The sequence below is a fragment of the Bacillus solitudinis genome, from assembly GCF_002797395.1.
Classification (GTDB): domain Bacteria; phylum Bacillota; class Bacilli; order Bacillales; family Bacillaceae_D; genus Halalkalibacter_A; species Halalkalibacter_A solitudinis.
In genome coordinates this window covers 3,518,462-3,533,027 of sequence record NZ_KZ454943.1, presented here as the reverse complement: position 1 = coordinate 3,533,027, position 14,566 = coordinate 3,518,462, and the positions used below count along the sequence as shown (strand labels likewise).

Annotated in this window: 15 protein-coding genes; all 15 read right to left on the bottom strand. The window is 39.9% G+C overall.

Translation table 11 applies throughout. From position 1 onward, the window contains the following. Positions 1 to 2 precede the first annotated feature (2 nt). The 15 genes from CEF19_RS17385 to aroH all read right to left on the bottom strand — a co-directional run bounded on the left by CEF19_RS17385 (position 3) and on the right by aroH (position 14,562). Positions 3 to 503 carry a Rieske (2Fe-2S) protein gene (locus tag CEF19_RS17385; RefSeq protein ID WP_100407227.1) on the bottom strand — a complete coding sequence of 167 codons (501 nt, stop codon included), beginning with the start codon at positions 501 to 503 and terminating at the stop codon, positions 3 to 5. Between the two features lie 144 nt (positions 504 to 647). Continuing rightward, positions 648 to 1,109, bottom strand: a complete 462-nt coding sequence (locus CEF19_RS17380) for a YpiF family protein (protein ID WP_100407226.1) — start codon at positions 1,107 to 1,109, stop codon at positions 648 to 650. 89 nt (positions 1,110 to 1,198) lie between these two features. Next, entirely contained in the window at positions 1,199 to 1,750 is a 552-nt protein-coding gene (locus tag CEF19_RS17375; protein ID WP_100407225.1) for a ReoY family proteolytic degradation factor, read from the bottom strand. Between the two features lie 100 nt (positions 1,751 to 1,850). Beyond that, a complete protein-coding gene (locus tag CEF19_RS17370; RefSeq protein ID WP_100407224.1) occupies positions 1,851 to 3,113 on the bottom strand; it encodes a tetratricopeptide repeat protein in 1,263 nt (420 codons plus the stop codon). Between the two features lie 85 nt (positions 3,114 to 3,198). Continuing rightward, positions 3,199 to 4,140: a hypothetical protein gene (locus tag CEF19_RS17365; protein ID WP_100407223.1), complete on the bottom strand. Its 942-nt coding sequence runs from the start codon at positions 4,138 to 4,140 to the stop codon at positions 3,199 to 3,201. 309 nt (positions 4,141 to 4,449) lie between these two features. Beyond that, entirely contained in the window at positions 4,450 to 5,739 is a 1,290-nt protein-coding gene (gene aroA, locus CEF19_RS17360) for a 3-phosphoshikimate 1-carboxyvinyltransferase (RefSeq protein ID WP_100407222.1), read from the bottom strand. Between the two features lie 9 nt (positions 5,740 to 5,748). Then, on the bottom strand, positions 5,749 to 6,846 hold the full coding sequence (locus CEF19_RS17355) for a prephenate dehydrogenase (protein WP_100407221.1): 1,098 nt from the start codon (positions 6,844 to 6,846) through the stop codon (positions 5,749 to 5,751). A 67-nt stretch (positions 6,847 to 6,913) separates the two neighbouring features. After that, entirely contained in the window at positions 6,914 to 8,017 is a 1,104-nt protein-coding gene (gene hisC, locus CEF19_RS17350; RefSeq protein WP_100407220.1) for a histidinol-phosphate transaminase, read from the bottom strand. Between the two features lie 39 nt (positions 8,018 to 8,056). Then, on the bottom strand, positions 8,057 to 8,860 hold the full coding sequence (gene trpA / locus CEF19_RS17345; protein WP_198510311.1) for a tryptophan synthase subunit alpha: 804 nt from the start codon (positions 8,858 to 8,860) through the stop codon (positions 8,057 to 8,059). Continuing rightward, complete coding sequence (trpB, locus tag CEF19_RS17340; RefSeq protein ID WP_100407219.1) at positions 8,850 to 10,052, bottom strand: tryptophan synthase subunit beta; 1,203 nt, start codon at positions 10,050 to 10,052, stop codon at positions 8,850 to 8,852. The genes trpA and trpB overlap by 11 nt, the downstream gene beginning before the upstream one ends. Next, on the bottom strand, positions 10,033 to 10,689 hold the full coding sequence (locus tag CEF19_RS17335) for a phosphoribosylanthranilate isomerase (RefSeq protein WP_319830082.1): 657 nt from the start codon (positions 10,687 to 10,689) through the stop codon (positions 10,033 to 10,035). Before CEF19_RS17335 ends, trpB begins: the two co-directional genes overlap by 20 nt. Next, positions 10,670 to 11,443, bottom strand: coding sequence for an indole-3-glycerol phosphate synthase TrpC (trpC, locus tag CEF19_RS17330; RefSeq protein WP_100407218.1), 774 nt, complete (start codon positions 11,441 to 11,443; stop codon positions 10,670 to 10,672). The genes CEF19_RS17335 and trpC overlap by 20 nt, the downstream gene beginning before the upstream one ends. Next, the gene (trpD, locus tag CEF19_RS17325) at positions 11,444 to 12,460 is read right to left on the bottom strand and encodes an anthranilate phosphoribosyltransferase (protein ID WP_100407217.1); all 1,017 of its coding nucleotides are present in this window, start codon (positions 12,458 to 12,460) and stop codon (positions 11,444 to 11,446) included. Next, complete coding sequence (trpE, locus tag CEF19_RS17320) at positions 12,438 to 13,964, bottom strand: anthranilate synthase component I (RefSeq protein ID WP_100407216.1); 1,527 nt, start codon at positions 13,962 to 13,964, stop codon at positions 12,438 to 12,440. Before trpE ends, trpD begins: the two co-directional genes overlap by 23 nt. 214 nt (positions 13,965 to 14,178) lie before the next feature. Further along, positions 14,179 to 14,562, bottom strand: a complete 384-nt coding sequence (gene aroH / locus CEF19_RS17315) for a chorismate mutase (RefSeq protein WP_100407215.1) — start codon at positions 14,560 to 14,562, stop codon at positions 14,179 to 14,181. Positions 14,563 to 14,566 lie beyond the last annotated feature (4 nt).

The following is a 14,566-nucleotide window of genomic DNA, read 5'->3' as shown; positions in this document are numbered from 1 at the left end:
CCTTAAGTTCGTTGATTAATTTGACCTACATAAATTTTCCCATCTTCTTCCATTACATCATACACGTCAAGTGGACGTTGTGGAGGTGTTCCCTCAATGTTAATTCCATCCTTTGTAAACTGACCAAAGTGACATGGACAGAAGAATCGATCTGGATGTTCGGCGTTTGTTCCAAACGCAACCGTACAGCCAAGATGTGTACATTTTGGTGATAACGCAGTTACTTCGCCATCTTTAATAAAAATATACGCATCATGTTGAACTTCTGATTCGTACCAAGCATCAATTTGATCAAATTTGAAAGAGAATTTTTGAGGCTCTTCCGTTAAATCAGACTTTTCACATACATAAATAAAATCTGATTCTGCACCTGCTTTTAAAGCTGGATCCAGAGCAAAGCGTGCCATCGGCATCAGCATTCCCGCAGCCATAAAACCACCTACACCTGTAAGCGTGTACGTTAAAAATTGACGTCGCGAAACTTTGTGGTCTCTTTCGCTCACTATATTTCCCCCCTTACACAATAAGGTTTGCCCATTAATGTGGGCATAGATGAACACATAATATACTAGGACATTCCTATGATACTTTAATGGACATACAGTGTCAATTGTTTCAGAAGCTAAATCCGGTTCATTTAGCGGCTATTAACGATATTGCCACTTGTTTGTCAAAATCGGTACAAGTTGCTTTAATTGTTCATTCATCACTTCACGTTTATGACTCGCATCCATATGCTCTAGTGGGAGAGTAGGTAGCCAAATAAGGAGTTCATTAACCTGTGATTCAATCAACTTCCACTCTCCGTCTGATGTCATAAAAACCAGATGTTGCACTCCCCCATCAGTCAATTCCTTAGTCCAGCTTTGAAGTCGTTCTAACCGAGTCTCATTGGATTCCGACTTTAAATAAGTAAATGCCGGAAACAAAACGGCTCTTCCCTGAAACTGACGCTCCAATTCTGAAGCGATAATCGATATAAATTCCCCCATCGCCACCGTTGATTTCACTTGTTCTTTCCATGAAATTGGGATTAATGGAATAATAGCTGTATCAACATACTCTTTTTCTTTCAAATAGGTATCCATCTCCGCGGCTTGCCATCTCACATAAAACCCTCCCTTAACTTCTGCATTCTTTCATTTTATACAAAATAGGACTAGAATCCAAGTACTGGCCCACGAAAAAAACCCTCGAATTACCGAGAGTCTCCATCAAGTTTCTTCAGCTCTGTTACAAGTTGCGAAAATTTTTCCGCATTTCCTTCATCTAACACCTTGTCAATCTCAGCCAATAGCTGTTTACGTCTAAATATTGAAAGTGACACATTAAGAAATTTTTCTGCCATTCGTTCGTTTGCTTTGGTGATTTCTTCGTTCTCTGGTAAATAAGGATTGTTTTCTAAAACTGCTAAGTAAGGTGGATAAGCTTTGGAGCCGAGAAAATGCAATTCAATGTAAATGTCTTCTGTGTCATTTAAACGAATATCATGAAAAGCCTTCTCCGCATCTGTTGTAACATGATGAGCTTTATGAAATGAGAAAGGTAAATTCTCAACACCCTGCGCAGAAATTATAATTGCTTTAGGTGCGCACTCTGCATACTCCACAAAGTGGACTCGTTCCATTAACTCATCATCACTCATCAAATAATTTAACAACCATGCACATTCTCTTCTTTTCAATTCATACTGCTTTAAAAACCCTCGAAGAAAATCCTTTTTCTCCACTATTGGAATGATGTTACTCATACGTCATCCCTCCCTCGTGATAGTCCAAAACCATCTCTTACATTCATACTATAATGTTTCGGTTCATTTTGTGTTTTCCCTTTATTTTCCCGGAACTATTTTATATCCCAGAAGATAAATCAACTATTAATTCTTGAATATCCCCACGTTCTGGGTTGAGGTGTGCTAGTTTCTGAAAACACTCTAAAGCTTTTTTACGTTGTCCAAATTCTAATAGAAAATAACCATATTCCTCTAAAAAGTCAAAATCACTTGAAAAAGCATCTTCTACTTCTTGAAAGCGGATATATGCTTCTTCATAGGAGTCGGTTTCCTTAAGTGCCACTGCCTCAAACCAAGTTAATAATGGATCTTCTTCGCCGTAAGATTTCGTATGAGTGATGAGCTCAAGTAACTCAACAAATTGGTCATCATGCTTCAAATACGCGGCAAGGGTTTGAACTGCTTCCATATTTGATGGATTTAAAGCAATAACTTTCCGTAAAAATTGTTCGCCTTCTTGAGGTTGCTGTTGCTTAAAACTTAACTTCCCAGCTTGAATATAGAGTTGCTCATTGTATTCATCAACAGCCATTCCTTCATTTAATGTCTCCATTGCTTCCTCTATTCGATTTTCTGCTTCATATGCATTTGCCAAATACGGATACACACTTGTAAAATCTGGGTCGAGGGCCTTTAATGCCTCAAATTGTTCAATTGCTAGAACCATGTCTCTGACTTGATATGCCGTAAATCCATATCCAAAAATCGCATGTGGGTTTAAATGTTCATTCAATCCTTCTTTATAATAACGTAACGCCTCCTCAAATTGCCCGCTTGTACTGTAAGCTTCTGCAAGCTTTAATTCAACAGGAATATTTGGAAGTTCACCTTTGCCATGCAACGCTTTTTTTAGATGAGGAATACTTTTAAGATAATCTCCTCTTTCTAAGTAAAATTCCCCAAGACCGTAGGAAATAATCACTTCATCTGGAGCCTTTTGGGCAGCCTGTAACAGCTTCTGCTCTGCAACTTCGTCTAATGATTGCATTTGATATAAATCAGCTAAAAGTAATTGAGCCTGTAGAAAAGCAGGATCAGCTTCACTAATCTCAAGCAAAAGATCAATCGCTTCATCCTCTTGATCTAAATCAATCATTAACTCTGCTAAAAACGCGTATAAGCTACCTTCGTCAGGATAAAGCATCATTAACTCTTCAATGATTTTTTTTGCCTTTTCAATATGGCCAAGCTCATAATACGTTTCTGCGAGTGTATATTTCGTTTCATGACTTGCACTTTTCTCTGCTTGTTCTAAGGCTGCAAGCCCTTTATCAACATTGCCAGCTTCTATAGCCTCTATAGCTTTTTCGATTTGATTCATATTCTAAGTGCCTCCTAATAGGCTTTTTCTTCAAAAATATGATAAATGAAGAAACCATCACTCCTAGAGATGACGGTCTTTCGCTTTATAAGCCTGATGAATTATAATCATGGGCTTCGGTTATTGGTACAAAACGTCCTGGCTTTTTTACCTGAATATGATATCCAAAACCTGGTTTGAGAAAGTATTCATCATTTATTTTTAAATTTCTTCCGCGGAGCACAACAATATTTGGCTCCTCTTTATCATAATCAAGAAGAGAGTCTTCTTCAACCGAAAGTGCTTGAGAATCAAGATTTGTTTTTGCATAATCTAAATACAAAAGATAATCAACATCACTTCCTATTAACAATTCTCCTTTTATCGGGTAAAGTCCTGTTTTCTGAAGAAGGGATTTTGGCCAATTTCTATGAGGATCCGGAACTTCTCCCGTTGGAATTCGATACTTTTGACAAAACCAGTACCAGCTATGTGCGATCGCTTGACGCTCTCTTTTGTTCCCACCTATTATATCAAGAAGAAGAACGACTTGATAAGAGAGTAATGCTTGTGCTATATGAGTCCAAGGTACATCCTGTAGATTGTCTCCAGTACTAACTTGAATTTTCAAGACAGGAATTTTGTACTTCTGACAACTACGAATGACCGTTGGACGAAGGAGATGTAGAGACATTGATAATCCAATGACAAAATCAAGGGAGCTATTTGTCATGCGATGTTTTGCATTTTTAAGTTGTGTGAGAAGCTGCTTTTCATAGTTTACTTGATTAAACACTGCCACTGTTGTACAACCCTTTTTAAGAAGCTGTCGTTGTTGTTGTTGAAAAGCACTAAAATCCATTGAGAGTAATTCATTATCTATCATAATATTCCCACTATCTAACATAAATCCTTCTGCATTTAATCTTTGCTCTTTCCACTTATTAAGAGATTCATTTACATAATTTATTTTCTGATTAGATATTAAATAGGAGCGTGGAATAAGCTTACCTTTTTCAATTTTTTTCACTCGGTCTAGTAAGTACATGGCTTATCCTCCTTCAGTCTTTATAGACAAGCTATGACCACTATAAGAAAAAGAGAACAAACTTCTGAAAATTCATTCATTTTCTTTCGCTAATTTATTGACTTTTTTAATAGTTTGGCTATAATAAAAGTAGCGTATGGTTTCTCTCCACTCCTATCCATACTACATGTAGCTATTTAGCTAAACCTCAGATTGAAAACGCTTTCGTTTTTGATTTGAGGTCTTTTTTTTGCACTATCCACATATTCTCACCAAAAAAGGTTGCCTTTAAAGGGTTATTTCCACCTTTTGAGACAACCTTTTCAATATTTATTTTTCTTCTAGTAAAGAGATATGTTCAAAAAAGCTCGGGTAGGAGACTGCAATAGCATCACTTCGCTCAATTGTCACATCCCCTTCTGCAATGAGGCCAGCTATTGCCATAGCCATCCCGATCCGATGGTCTCCGTAACTATTAACTGTTGCTCCTTTTAACAAAGCACCGCCATTAATAATCATACCATCCTCCGTTGCCTGAATGGAGACACCTAATTTTGTTAATTCACTTACAACGGTATCAATGCGGTTTGTCTCTTTAACTTTAAGCTCTTCTGCATCTTTAATGATTGTCGTTCCGTTTGCTTGAGAAGCTAATACGGCTATGACTGGAATTTCATCAATTAATCTAGGAATCAAATCACCACTTATTTCAATTCCGTGAAGCTCAGATGTCTTTATCGTCACATCGGCAATCGGTTCCCCACCAACCATTGTTTCATTTGTTAATTTAAGAGATGCCCCCATTAACTTTAGTACATCAATTATGCCGGAACGGGTTGGGTTTAATCCAACTCCTTGTAATGTAATTTCGCTATTTGGAACAATTGCTCCCGCAACTAGGAAAAATGCGGCAGATGATACGTCACCTGGGACAACGATATGCTGTGCCTTTAATGCTTGCCCACCTTCGACTGATACGGTTAGACCCTCACGTGTAACCGTAACACCATATGCCTCAAGCATTCTCTCTGTATGATCTCTTGATAAAGCAGGTTCCGTTACCGAGGTTGTGCCTTCGCTTTGAAGCCCAGCTAAAAGCAAACATGACTTCACTTGCGCACTAGCAACCTTGGACTGATAGGTTATTCCCTTCGTTTGACCACCACGAATAGAAAGTGGGGTAAAATTCCCTTCATTTCGTCCATCAATTTCAGCACCCATTTTACGCAGGGGATTGGTCACTCGTGCCATTGGACGTTTTGCGATTGAATCGTCTCCGATAACAACCGAATGAAACGGTCTTGTCGCTAAAATTCCCAGCATCAATCTTGTTGTCGTACCAGAATTCCCCACATCTAGAATGTCGCTAGGTTCCTCAAGTCCTTCCCACCCTTTACCTTCAATGGTAACACGTTCCCCGTCTTGCTCGATGTTAACGCCTAATTTTTGAAAACAAGCTATTGTACTAAGGCAGTCTTCTCCAGGTAAGAAACCTTCTACTGTCGTTGTACCTTCAGCAATCGCTCCAAACATTACCGCACGATGAGAAATGGATTTATCGCCTGGTACTCGAATCGTACCATTTAAACTTTTTACTTTTTTTACACTATTTACTGTCATGGGCTCCTCCTACATTATATGGGTTTCATACATATTTGATTGCAATTGTAGCTTTGCTTGCTCGCGGTCTTCCTCTGAACGAAAACTTAGCCTTAACACTCCCATAATATCTTCCCGTGTTTCAAGAATTCGAATATTCGTTAAACTAATTTGATTATCTGCTAAAATACTCGTCACATCTGAAATGACACCGGGGTGGTCAGGAACATCCACAAATAAATCATAAAAAGCAGGAATGGCTCCTTTTTCACGCGTAGGTAAACGGTCACGGAACGTTTTTGCTTCCTTAAAATATGTATATATATTGTCTGCGTTCTCTTCTTCAATCATCATTTTGATTTTATCCATCTCAGACGTCCATGCTTCCAGAAGGCTTAATAAACTATCCTTGTTATGAATTAAGATATCACGCCACATCATTGGACTACTTGAAGCAATCCTTGTTATATCGCGGAATCCCCCTGCTGCTAAGCGTGAAACTAACGGATTTGTTTTTTCCATTTTAGAAACCTGATGAACGAGACTAGCCGCAATTATATGAGGGAAATGACTAATTGCACCTGCTATTTGATCATGTTCTTCTGGCTTTAATTCAATAAACGTAGCTTTTGTGCCTTTCAACCAATTTTGCAACTGGATAACTGAACGTGCATCAGCGTCTCCTTCTGGCGTCAAAATATAGAAGGCATTTTCAAATAAATGGGCTCTTGCAGCTTGTACTCCACTTTTATGTGAGCCCGCCATCGGGTGACCACCAATAAACGTGACCCCTTTTTCTTTTAAAAATCGGGACTGTTCAAAGATTCGTTGCTTCGTACTGCCGACATCAGTAATAATTGCGCCGAGTTTCAATTTAAAGGTGGAAATTTCATAAAGCAATTGCTCTGTTTTTGTTACTGGAGTTGCCAAAATGATTAGATCAGCATCTCGCACTCCTTCTTCAATCGAGACAGCCACTTCATCAATAACCTTTAAAGATTGTGCAATTTTCACTTGTTCGACTTGAATATCATAACCCCGAATCGTAACATCATGCTCTCTTTTGATTGCCAAAGCAATCGAGCCACCAATTAATCCGAGACCAATTATAAATGCGGTCCGCTTCATGCTGTTCTCCTTCCCTCTCATATCTTAAAAACCGTCCTTCACTTAGATGAAAGACGGTTTCAACAGCTTATCCTTGCTGAACCGGCTTTGCAGCTAGGAACTTTTCTAGTATGCCAAAGAGCTCATCGTTTTGCTCCTCACTTCCAATTGTGATTCGCGCACATGTTGGAAATCCTAATGCTTCACCTGAACGGATAATAAATCCACGCTCTAATAAGTAGTCAAAAACTTCATTTCCGGAACGTTTGAAATCAATTAACACAAAGTTTGTTTGTGATGGATAAAAATATAAGTCATTCTTTTTACAAAATGCTTCAAATTGCTTCATACCACTATTGTTCTTTTCAACACACTCTTCAATAAACGCATCATCTTCCAAAGCAGCAATGGCCCCAAGATGAGCAAAGGTTGTGTTATTGAAAGGTGGACGCACTGGATCAAGAATGGATATCAATCTCGGATTCGCTATTCCAAATCCAACGCGAAGAGCAGCTAATCCATAAGCTTTTGAAAATGTACGTAAAATCATTAAATTATCATATTTTTTTAGTAATGGTAATGTCTTAGGATAATCCTCGGCTGTTACATATTCTAGATATGCTTCATCCGAGACAACTAGGACATGTTTAGGTACCCTTTCTATAAAACGAAGAAAAGCCTCTTCGCTCACATATGTACCTGAGGGATTATTTGGATTACACACCCAAATAATTCGTGTGTTTTCGTCGATCGCCTCTAACATGGCCTCCAAATCATGCACCCCGTCCTTGGAGGGAACCTCTCGAACTTCTGCACCTTCAATCGTAGCATTTAATTTATATTGAGAAAAAGTCGGGTCGGCTGTAACGGTATTAGTATCTGGTGATAGAAAAGCACGACATAAGAATTGAATGACTTCGTCTGATCCGTTCCCAAAAACTAGTTGATTTTCAGCAACACCGAATTTCCCAGCTACTTTTTCACGCAATACTGCAGCATAACCATCCGGATAAACGGCTGTATGACTAGCTGCCTTTCGAATCGCTTCTGCAACTTTTGGCGACGCTCCGAATGGGTTTTCATTTGAAGCGAGCTTCACAACCTTCGTTAAACCAAATTCTTTCTTTACTTCTTCAATTGGCTTTCCCGGTTTATAGGAAGGAAGACCTTTTAATTGTGGCTTTGCTTGCATCTTTAGCACCTCATCTTGTGAAAGTATCCTGCTTCTATGTTACGATGAAATCAACGAGCTGACAAATGTTTTTATTTGTCCTAACGCTTCTTCCTTCGTTTCTTCCTTTGTTAATTTCTCTTGTAAGCTTCCAATTGTCGAGACAAGAGCACTTCCAACAACCACTCCATCGGCATGTTCCTTCATCACTTGCACTTGGTCATTCGACGATATTCCAAATCCAACGGCAATTGGAACATGACTAGCTTCTCGAACTGTTTTCAAGAAATCATAGACACGAGGATCGAGCTGAGAACGCGCCCCCGTTACACCTAAAGAAGAAACACAATAAAGAAATCCTTGCGCTTTTTCAGCAATTTTAATAATGCGCTGCTTTGATGTTGGTGCTACAAGAGAAATTAATGATAATTGATGTCTTGCACATAATGCAGACAATTCTTCACTTTCCTCAAACGGTAAGTCTGGCACAAGAATACCATCAATCCCAAGCTCTTCTGCCTGTGCCGTAAAACGTTCTTCGCCATATTGCAATAACGGATTATAATAAGTGAAAATGACTACCGGAATTGTTAATCCACGCTCACGCATTTTCGGTACGAGATGAAGTGCTCGTTCAAGTGTCATCCCTTTCGAGAGTGCTCGTTTAGAGGCGGCTTGTATTGTTGGTCCATCTGCAAGAGGGTCAGAATACGGGATTCCTAGCTCTAAAATACTTGCCCCAGCTTCTTGAAGTGTTAGAGCAATATCAACGGTCACGTCTGCAGTTGGGTCCCCTGCCGTGATAAATGGTATAAACAAAGATTCTCCTTTTGACGTTGCTTCCTTCATTCGATTAATCCCCATTGGCTTCACCTCTAAAATGTTTCATAAGTGTATGCATATCTTTATCTCCTCTTCCTGACAAGCAAACAAGGAGGGTCTCACTCGGTGTTAGCTGCTCCGCACGCTCGAACGCCTTAGCTAACGCATGGGCTGATTCAATTGCTGGGATAATACCTTCTGTTACAGAGAGAAGCTTAAGTGCATCAAGTGCTTCCTTGTCGGTTACAGATTCGTATTGAACACGTCCACTGCTTGCAAGATAAGCATGCTCCGGACCAACACCCGGGTAGTCAAGTCCTGCCGAAATTGAGTAAGGCTCGATAATTTGCCCTGCCTCGTCTTGAATTAAATACGTTAATGAACCATGAATGACACCTTTTCTCCCTTTGGTTATCGTCGCAGCATGTTTCTCGGTATCTATACCAAGTCCCCCCGCCTCAACACCAATCATTCGAACATCATCATTCAAAAACGGATAGAACGTTCCAATTGCGTTACTGCCACCACCTACACAAGCAATAACTTCATCTGGTAGCTTTCCTTCAACTTCTAAAAGCTGTCTTCTCGATTCATCACCGATAATTCGTTGGAAATCACGAACCATTTTTGGGTAAGGATGCATCCCCACAACGGAACCGATCAAATAAAACGTATCTTCTGCATTTGCTACCCAATAACGGATCGCCTCGTTCGTCGCATCTTTTAATGTTCTACTGCCTGATTCAGCAGGAACGACCTCTGCTCCCAATAGTTCCATTCGATAGACGTTTAAAGCTTGACGCTCCATATCTTCCACACCCATAAACACTTTACACTCTAATCCAAAACGAGCAGCAATCGTAGCAGATGCAACCCCATGCTGTCCTGCACCAGTTTCAGCAATAATTTTATTTTTTCCCATTCTCTTTGCAAGTAAAGCCTGACCCATTGCATTATTAAGCTTATGCGCCCCAGTATGGAGAAGATCCTCACGTTTTAAATAAATCTTAGCCCCGCCTATTTTTTCAGAGATGTTTTTAGCATAGGTTAACGCTGTTGGGCGCCCTGCATATTCACGTAAATGTTCATGGTATTCTGCAATAAATGCTTCGTCAGCCATCGCTTCATCTAACGCTTGTTCAAGTTCTTCAATCACACTCATTAACGTCTCTGGGATGTATTTTCCACCAAATTCTCCAAAGCGTCCTCTTTTATCAGGATAAGTTGCTGCCACTCTCCATCATCCTTTCCTCTAGGTTTCTAATTAAACTTGCCGACTTGTAACCTTTTAGTTCAATACCACTTGATAGATCAATGCCATCTGGTTTAAAAGCCAACAGTTCACTCACGTTCTCAGGCTTCACGCCACCAGCAATGAAGACTGGTACTTGTTGGCGTTTCCCTTCCTCAACGTAAACAGGAACGTAGGACCAATCAAAAGCTTTTCCGGTCCCTCCCCATTTGCCATCCGCTTTACAGTCAACAACGTAACCGTCTGCGGTATGTTGAAAGGTACGCATCGTTTCGAGTGCATTTTCCTGATGGTGAATAACTTTCCAAACGGGAAGCTTTGTATTCTCTTTGATTGATTGAACGAGCTCTACTGATTCCGTTCCATGACATTGAATGATATCTATTGGTAGACCTTTAATCTCATTTTTTATTGTTTCTTCATCAGCGTTCACAAAAAGAGCGACGATTTTTTTACCATGTGTATCAGCTTTCTCAAGCCAATTTCTCAACTGCTCGTTGTTCACTTGGCGCTTACTCTTGGCAAACACGAACCCAAGATACTCTGCACCACTAGCTGAAGAAACGTGGACGTCACCCTCAGAATGATTGCCACAAAGTTTAAGAAGTGGTCGCAACATTCTCTCCTCCAAACAGACTATCAATCCCAATTTGCGGAGATTCCGCCCTCATTAATGCTTCTCCAACAAGAATTCCAGCAGCGCCTTGATCCTTAACATAATCAATATCTGACCGGTTATGAATTCCACTTTCACTTACAAACAAACTTCCCTCAGGGATAAGCTTACTCATGATCTTAGTTTGTTCAAGCGAGGTTTCAAATGTTTTTAAATTCCGGTTGTTTACACCGATTATTTTCGGCGTGAACGTATCTAGTAATTCTCGTAATTCTTCAATCGCATGAACTTCTACTAAACACTCTAATCCTTTTGCGTAAGCAATTTCATAAAGTTTCTTTAAACGTGTTATAGGCACTGTCCCGACGATTAACAAAATCGCATCAGCACCAATACGAACACTTTCCTCAATTTGCTGTTCATCAATAATAAAGTCTTTACGTAAAATTGGAATACTCACAGTTTGCTTCACTGCCATTAGATACTCCCGATGTCCTTGGAAATAATCAACATCGGTTAAGACAGAAATCGCATCAGCTCCGCCTTGCTCATAACCTTTTGCAATTTCCGTTGGATGAAAGTCTTCGCAAATCACTCCTTTGGAAGGGGAAGCTTTTTTCACTTCTGCTATTAAACCAACTGAACGCTTACTATGCTTAAGAGCCTCATACAATGAATAATGAGTAGCCTCAATTGCCTCTGGGAGCTGTAATGCTTCAATTTCTTTTCTTTTTGTCTCAAGGATTTTATTTAACATTTACCTAACCTCCTTACTCGTTTGCAATGATAGAAAATGTTCGTATACTATTCCACTTTTAAGGGCAGCCACTACTTGTGACACACCTTCCTTAATCGATGTTACTTTATCCGCTGCATAAAGAGTAGCACCAGCATTAAACGCCACAATAGACTGCGCTGACTCATTTGCCTTACCTTGAAGGACGAGTTGAATTAATTCAGCACTCTCCTCAGGTGTATCAACTTGAATATCTTCTAATGAACCGTAACGCAACCCAACATCCAAAGGATTAATTGTGTACTGAGTAATGTCTTTTCCTCTCACCTCAACGACGTTCGTCGGTGAAGTAATCGAACATTCATCCAGTCCTTCTCCACCTGTTACAAACAACGTATGCAAAGTACCAAGACGTGCAAGAGATTCTGCCATTTTCCCTGCATGCTCTTTATTGTACACACCAATAACTTGGTGACTCGCTCTTGCAGGATTTGTGAGAGGCCCTAGTAAATTGAAAATGGTACGAAAACCTATTTCTTTCCGTGGCACAACCGCATGTTTCATAGATTGATGATAAAGCGGTGCAAATAGAAAACAAAGATTCTTTTCTAATAACACTTCGGCTGCCTCTTCAGGAGAGCTTTGAATCTCAATTCTAAGTTTCTCCAACGCATCAGCGCTTCCACTTTTTGAAGATACTGCCCGGTTTCCATGCTTTGCTACTTTTACTCCGATTGCAGATAATGTAATTGCCACAGTCGTCGAAATATTAAATGTACGGAGGTCGTCTCCGCCAGTTCCGCACGTATCAACGACCCCTTCCAATTGATGAGGAATACTAATAGAGTGCTGTCGCATAGCTTTTGCAAAGCCAGTGATTTCGTCAACCGTTTCCCCACGTAATCGCATCATTGTTAACAAACTAGCAATCTGACTAGGCGTTGCTTGGCCAATCATGATTTCATTCATAACTTGCTCTGCTTCGCTTTCGGATAAGGTCTTCCCTTCAATGCACTCAATTAATTGTTGCTTCAGCATCGGACTTTTCCTCCTTTTCACCAAACATCTTTTCCGCCACTTGAACGGCACGGATTAAAGCCTTTGCCTTGTTTCTCGTTTCTTCATATTCATTTTCTGGAACTGAATCTGCAACGACTCCTGCCCCAGCTTGAATATAGGCTGTATTATTTTTAATAGTCATTGTCCGTATCGCAATACACGAGTCAATATTGCCATCATAGCCCAAGTAGCCTATTCCACCTGCATATAAACCACGCTTTGTTGGCTCTAATTCTTGTAATATTTCCATCGCTCTAATTTTAGGAGCTCCAGAAACTGTTCCAGCGGGGAATGATGCCATTAATGCTTCTAACGGATCCGTTCCTTTACGTAAACGACCAGTTACTTTTGAAACGATGTGCATGACGTGAGAAAAGTAGCCAATAGATAGTAGGGTTGGCGTTTCTACAGAACCGTATTCAGCAATTCGTCCAACATCATTCCTTGCTAAGTCTACAAGCATATAATGTTCAGCGCGTTCTTTTTCATCTGATAGTAAATCATCTGCTAATCGCTGGTCCTCTTGTTCATTTTTGCCACGTGGTCTCGTTCCCGCAATTGGATGAATTTCAACATGGCCGTCCTGTACTTGTACTAGTCTTTCTGGAGAGCTTCCAACGACCTCCATCTTGTCATATTTCAAATAAAATAGATAAGGGGATGGATTTACCATTCGTAAAATCCGATAAACTTCGAGGGCCGAAGCCGAAACAGGCATTTCAAACCGTTGAGAAAGGACAGTTTGGAAAACATCTCCTGCTTTAATATATTCTTTTATTTTATAGACATCGTCTAGAAACGATTGCTTATCGTAATTTGATTTGACATGTTCAAAGGAAACCTCTTCATCGAGAGCCGGAGACTCCTTTAATAACAGTCCTTTAGTTGGTGTTTCTAGAAGCCTCGTCACACATTCAACCGTAGTTACAGCAGCCTTATATTGTTCCTCAATCGAAACCTTCTTATCAATCGTAGTATGAACAACAACCGTCAACTCTTTATTTAAATGATTATAGGCAATGAGCGTTTGACAAAATAGGAATTGATAGAGGGGTTCCGTTCGTTCTCCCATTTCAGCAAGAGTAGGTTCAATTGATTCGATCGCATCGTAGCTCATATAACCAACCGCTCCTCCTTTAAAAGGAATCGGTGCATCTGTTGGTTGGACATCTAGATACGTCATCGTTTTATTAAACGTTTCTTGGAAAGAAGATGAATCAACGATTGTCTCACGCTCACTTGAATACGTGCGATAACGTCCACTTTCCTCGACTAATTCATACATTGGATTTAAACCAATAAAAGAAAAGCGAGACCACGCGGATTGATCATCATTACTTTCAAGAAGAAAAGAGACTTGATCTCCTAACTGATGAACGATTTGAATCGGTGTTAACCCATCTGCAAAAAAGCGTTGGACAACAGGAATTGTTTTGTACGTTTTGGCTGCAGCTTGGAAGGCAGCAAAAGAGGTTTCTTTCATTTACAATCACTCCTTTAATAATGGGAATGAATGAAATGAGGAGGCAATATTCGTTTAATGGTATAGAAATACCCTAAGACCCACAGGGCTTAGGGTATGAATCAATACACGTATCCCTAGCTTTGCTCGGCTCTCCTCAACTCAAACTCATTCTCTACTCGGCTAAAAACTCTCTAAACTCTAGGCTATCACTCAACTAATATTCCACTTTAGTTTAACTTGATTGGCTTTCTCTAGTCAAGGATAAATCCGGTCTAAGTTTTTTAGCTTCACGTAAATAAATATGTTTAATGTCAGCCTGTTTTTTATCACTATTTACGGTTAATAAGAATCGAATACAAAGTGGTAAACTTCCCGCAACAGGAATTTCCTGGGCACATGTAACAGGTACATATGACCAACCCGGAAATCGTCTTAAAGCAACGGCCGGAAAAGTGGATGTAATATCATTTGTCACTGTAATTAATGCTTGGGCTACTTGTTCTGCATCAAGCTGATTTTCTTTAATGATTTCGATTAATAGCTCTTCTGTTGCGTCTAGTATCTCGTGTTCACTATCTGACGTAACTGTAATTGCTCCGCGGATTCCACGAATCATGATA

Bases quoted from the DNA above. Each gene is read 5' to 3' on its own strand.
- aroA (WP_100407222.1), bottom strand. From the start codon at position 5,739: ATGACAGTAAATAGTGTAAAAAAAGTAAAAAGTTTAAATGGTACGATT.
- CEF19_RS17355 (WP_100407221.1), bottom strand. From the start codon at position 6,846: ATGAAGCGGACCGCATTTATAATTGGTCTCGGATTAATTGGTGGCTCG.
- trpE (WP_100407216.1), bottom strand. From the start codon at position 13,964: ATGAAAGAAACCTCTTTTGCTGCCTTCCAAGCTGCAGCCAAAACGTAC.
- aroH (WP_100407215.1), bottom strand. From the start codon at position 14,562: ATGATTCGTGGAATCCGCGGAGCAATTACAGTTACGTCAGATAGTGAA.
- trpC (WP_100407218.1), bottom strand. From the start codon at position 11,443: ATGTTAAATAAAATCCTTGAGACAAAAAGAAAAGAAATTGAAGCATTA.
- CEF19_RS17375 (WP_100407225.1), bottom strand. From the start codon at position 1,750: ATGAGTAACATCATTCCAATAGTGGAGAAAAAGGATTTTCTTCGAGGG.
- CEF19_RS17370 (WP_100407224.1), bottom strand. From the start codon at position 3,113: ATGAATCAAATCGAAAAAGCTATAGAGGCTATAGAAGCTGGCAATGTT.
- hisC (WP_100407220.1), bottom strand. From the start codon at position 8,017: ATGCAAGCAAAGCCACAATTAAAAGGTCTTCCTTCCTATAAACCGGGA.
- trpD (WP_100407217.1), bottom strand. From the start codon at position 12,460: ATGCTGAAGCAACAATTAATTGAGTGCATTGAAGGGAAGACCTTATCC.
- CEF19_RS17365 (WP_100407223.1), bottom strand. From the start codon at position 4,140: ATGTACTTACTAGACCGAGTGAAAAAAATTGAAAAAGGTAAGCTTATT.
- CEF19_RS17335 (WP_319830082.1), bottom strand. From the start codon at position 10,689: ATGTTGCGACCACTTCTTAAACTTTGTGGCAATCATTCTGAGGGTGAC.
- trpA (WP_198510311.1), bottom strand. From the start codon at position 8,860: ATGGGGATTAATCGAATGAAGGAAGCAACGTCAAAAGGAGAATCTTTG.